The sequence below is a fragment of the Mesorhizobium sp. M7A.F.Ca.US.006.04.2.1 genome (assembly GCF_004022915.1).
Classification (GTDB): Bacteria; Pseudomonadota; Alphaproteobacteria; order Rhizobiales; family Rhizobiaceae; genus Mesorhizobium; species Mesorhizobium ciceri.
The window spans coordinates 1-2,919 of sequence record NZ_RZQA01000818.1 but is presented as its reverse complement, the minus strand read 5'-3'; the positions used below and the strand labels follow the sequence as shown (position 1 = coordinate 2,919).

General features: G+C 62.6%; 3 protein-coding genes. All 3 read left to right on the top strand.

Annotated elements, in window-relative coordinates:
• Positions 1–240 precede the first annotated feature (240 nt).
• The 3 genes from EN925_RS30560 to EN925_RS30550 all read left to right on the top strand — a co-directional run bounded on the left by EN925_RS30560 (position 241) and on the right by EN925_RS30550 (position 2,855).
• Positions 241–666: a DUF3775 domain-containing protein gene (locus EN925_RS30560; protein ID WP_013530064.1), complete on the top strand. Its 426-nt coding sequence runs from the start codon at positions 241–243 to the stop codon at positions 664–666.
• Positions 667–798: 132 nt separating this feature from the next.
• Positions 799–1,932 carry an extensin family protein gene (locus EN925_RS30555; protein WP_164753939.1) on the top strand — a complete coding sequence of 378 codons (1,134 nt, stop codon included), beginning with the start codon at positions 799–801 and terminating at the stop codon, positions 1,930–1,932.
• A 116-nt stretch (positions 1,933–2,048) separates the two neighbouring features.
• Positions 2,049–2,855, top strand: coding sequence for an extensin family protein (locus tag EN925_RS30550; protein WP_127369064.1), 807 nt, complete (start codon positions 2,049–2,051; stop codon positions 2,853–2,855).
• Positions 2,856–2,919: the final 64 nt, after the last annotated feature.

Genomic DNA, 2,919 nt, shown 5'->3' with positions numbered 1-2,919 from the left:
CCGCCGCTGCCGCCGCTGCCGGCGGCGTACACGGGAACAGCGAGGAACTGCAGCGCGAGAAGCGCGGTCGCAGCCTGGATCAGCATTCTTTTATGCATCGAAACCTCCTGGAGGGTGAGAATGCAATACTAACGCCGGTCGGCTTGCGTTTCATCCCGGAAAAATGCGGGCGGGAGAACATCAGGTGACGGATGCCGCGAATCCGCTATCATCCGGCAAACGACCTGAGGGAGACGGCCCTTGCAGCGGCGGCTTGAAAAGGACTGGGAGCTTTCGATCGGCCCCGACACGGTGCGCCTGTTCATCCTCAAGGCCAAGGCACTGAGTGCGGCCGTCAATGAAGACTATGCCGATGGCGCCGAGCACGAGGTCGAACTCGACGGCGAGTCCCATGTCAACCATCACCATGACGGCCTTGCCGAGGAAAGCTCCGAGAACCTGACCGAAGAAGAGCTACGCGAGCTGATCAACGACCTCAATGTCGATGAAGCAGCCGAGCTGATCGCGTTGGCCTGGGTCGGTCGCGGCGACTACGACGCCACCGAATGGGCGGACGCGCTGGCCGCCGCGCGCGAACGCGCCAACAAGCGCACCGCGAAATACCTGCTTGGCATGCCGCTGCTCGCCGACTGGCTGGAGGAAGGGCTGGAAGCGATCGGTGCGTAACGGAGCGGTTACCGTTCGTGATGCGGCCAAGGCAACCACCTTGCGTCGGCGCCGTTGAGGGCGATGGGGTCGATCGTCTTTTCCCGAATATGCAGGATTGCGTTGACCGTGGCCGTCACGGCCTTGCTGGTGATGCCGGTCGAGGCGAGACATCGCCATCGGCATCATAAGCCCCCGACGCCGCGGGTCGAGCAGCCGCTGACACCACGAGCCGACCAGCCCCTGAAACCAAGGGGCGGAAAGCGTTTGAAACCACGGCGCCACCGGCAGGTCACGCCAAAGCAGACACAGCAGAAAACGCAGGCATCGCTGCCCTCGCCTGCCGATGTTCCCGTGCCCGAACCCGGCACTCCGATAATCCAACCCGGCATTCCGGTGCCCGAACCACGCCCGGCGGACGCACCAAAGGCTGAAGCTGCAAAGACCGAGGAGCAAAAGCGCGTAGGGCCGAAGGCCGCGGAAGCGCCCGACCGTTTCAAGGAAGAAAAATCCCACCAGGAAAAGCAGGCACGTCCCGAGCCATTGGCTCCGGAGCCATCAACCGGGGAAAACGAGCCGGAGCCGCCGGACGTCGCGCCAACGCCGACACGAAAGCCTGACATTGCAGAACCCGAGGCCCAGCCGCCAACCGTCGCCCCGCAGCCACCGCAAAAGCCGGCCGATGCGGACGAGGAGAAGATGCTGCCCGATCCGCGCTCGGCCGACGTGCCAGATGAAAAAATGCCGGCCGAGGAAGTCGCATGCCGCGAACGGTTAAAGACGCTCGGCGTCGAATTCGAAGAGCACAAGGCGGAAAGCCAGCCCGAAATCGGCTGTTCGATTCCCTACCCCATCGTGCTGAAGACCCTTGGAAAGTCGATCGCGATTGCCCCAGGCACCGAGCTCAACTGCAAGATGGCCGAGGCGACGGCGCGTTTTGCCGCCGATGTCATCCAGCCGGCGGCAAAGGCCGAATTCGGTGCGGACCTGAAATCGATCGGCCAGGCATCGGCTTTTGTCTGCCGGCCACGCAACGGCACACGAAAACTGTCGGAACACGCGTTCGGCAACGCGCTCGACATCGCCAGCTTCACGCTGTCGGACGGCAAGAAGATCGAGGTCGGCCCGGCGCCGCCGGAGAAAGACGCCAAATTCCTCAACAATGTTCGCAAGGCCGCCTGCGGACCCTTCAAGACGGTGCTCGGCCCAGGCGCCGACGCCGATCATTCCCTGCATTTCCATCTCGATCTCGAACCGCGCCGTCATGGCGGAACGTTCTGCCAGTGATCATGGCTGATCCAGGCCGCGTGCCGCAATTCGGCCGCAGGCATGAACGCGGACGCTGAGTTTTCCTTTACCCTTGATCGTTAAAATGCCGGATATCCATCAACGGGATTCCGCCAATGGCCGGCAAATTTCGGGCCGTGTTTTTCGCCACCGCGCGCCAGTCAAAATATGCAGCAATGCTGCCCGCCGGTCTGGCGCTGGCGGCGCTTTCCGCCTGCAACACCGGCAGTGTGCTGTCGCTGCAGCCGGCCGTCGACGTCGGCGCGCAGACGGCTGCCGTGCCGCAATATGCCGGCATGCAGAAGCTTGTCCCTTCCAATCCGTACATGACGCAGGCCGCTTATCCGCGCATGGACGAGCCGATGTCGCCCGTCGAGCAGATGCCGGCCAGCGAAACCGACTGCCGTCAGCAATTGAAGCGCCTCGATGTCGCCTACACCGACCTGGCGCCGATCCATGAAGGCCAGTGCGGCATCGATTATCCGGTCAAGGTCTCGGCCATCGGCAACATCCAGATGAAACCCGCCGCAACCCTGACCTGCGACATGGCAGCTACCTTTGCCGGCTGGACGAAGAACGAACTCGTTCCCTCCGCCCGCTGGCGTTATTTCTCCGGCGTCAAGACCATACACCAGGGCTCCAGCTATTCCTGCCGCCGGATTGCCGGCGAAGGCGTCCTGTCCGAACACGGCAAGGGCAATGCGCTCGACGTCATGAGCATCGAGCTCAACAATGGCGACGACATCGACGTGCGCAAGCCCGGCCTGTTCGCCTTCCGCACCCGTGGCTTCCTCAACAATGTGCGCGCCGACGGCTGCCAGTACTTCACCACCGTGCTCGGCCCCGGCTACAATTACGACCACCGCAACCATTTTCATTTCGACATCAAGAACCGCAAGAACGGTTATCGCGCCTGCCGTTAGATCGGTGCCGGGTATCCTTTGCCTGAATGCCATGACAACGCCTAATGTGATGCCGGAACATTTG

Coding starts and splice junctions, on each gene's coding strand:
- EN925_RS30550 (WP_127369064.1), top strand. CDS start 2,049: ATGGCCGGCAAATTTCGGGCCGTGTTTTTCGCCACCGCGCGCCAGTCA.
- EN925_RS30555 (WP_164753939.1), top strand. CDS start 799: ATGCCGGTCGAGGCGAGACATCGCCATCGGCATCATAAGCCCCCGACG.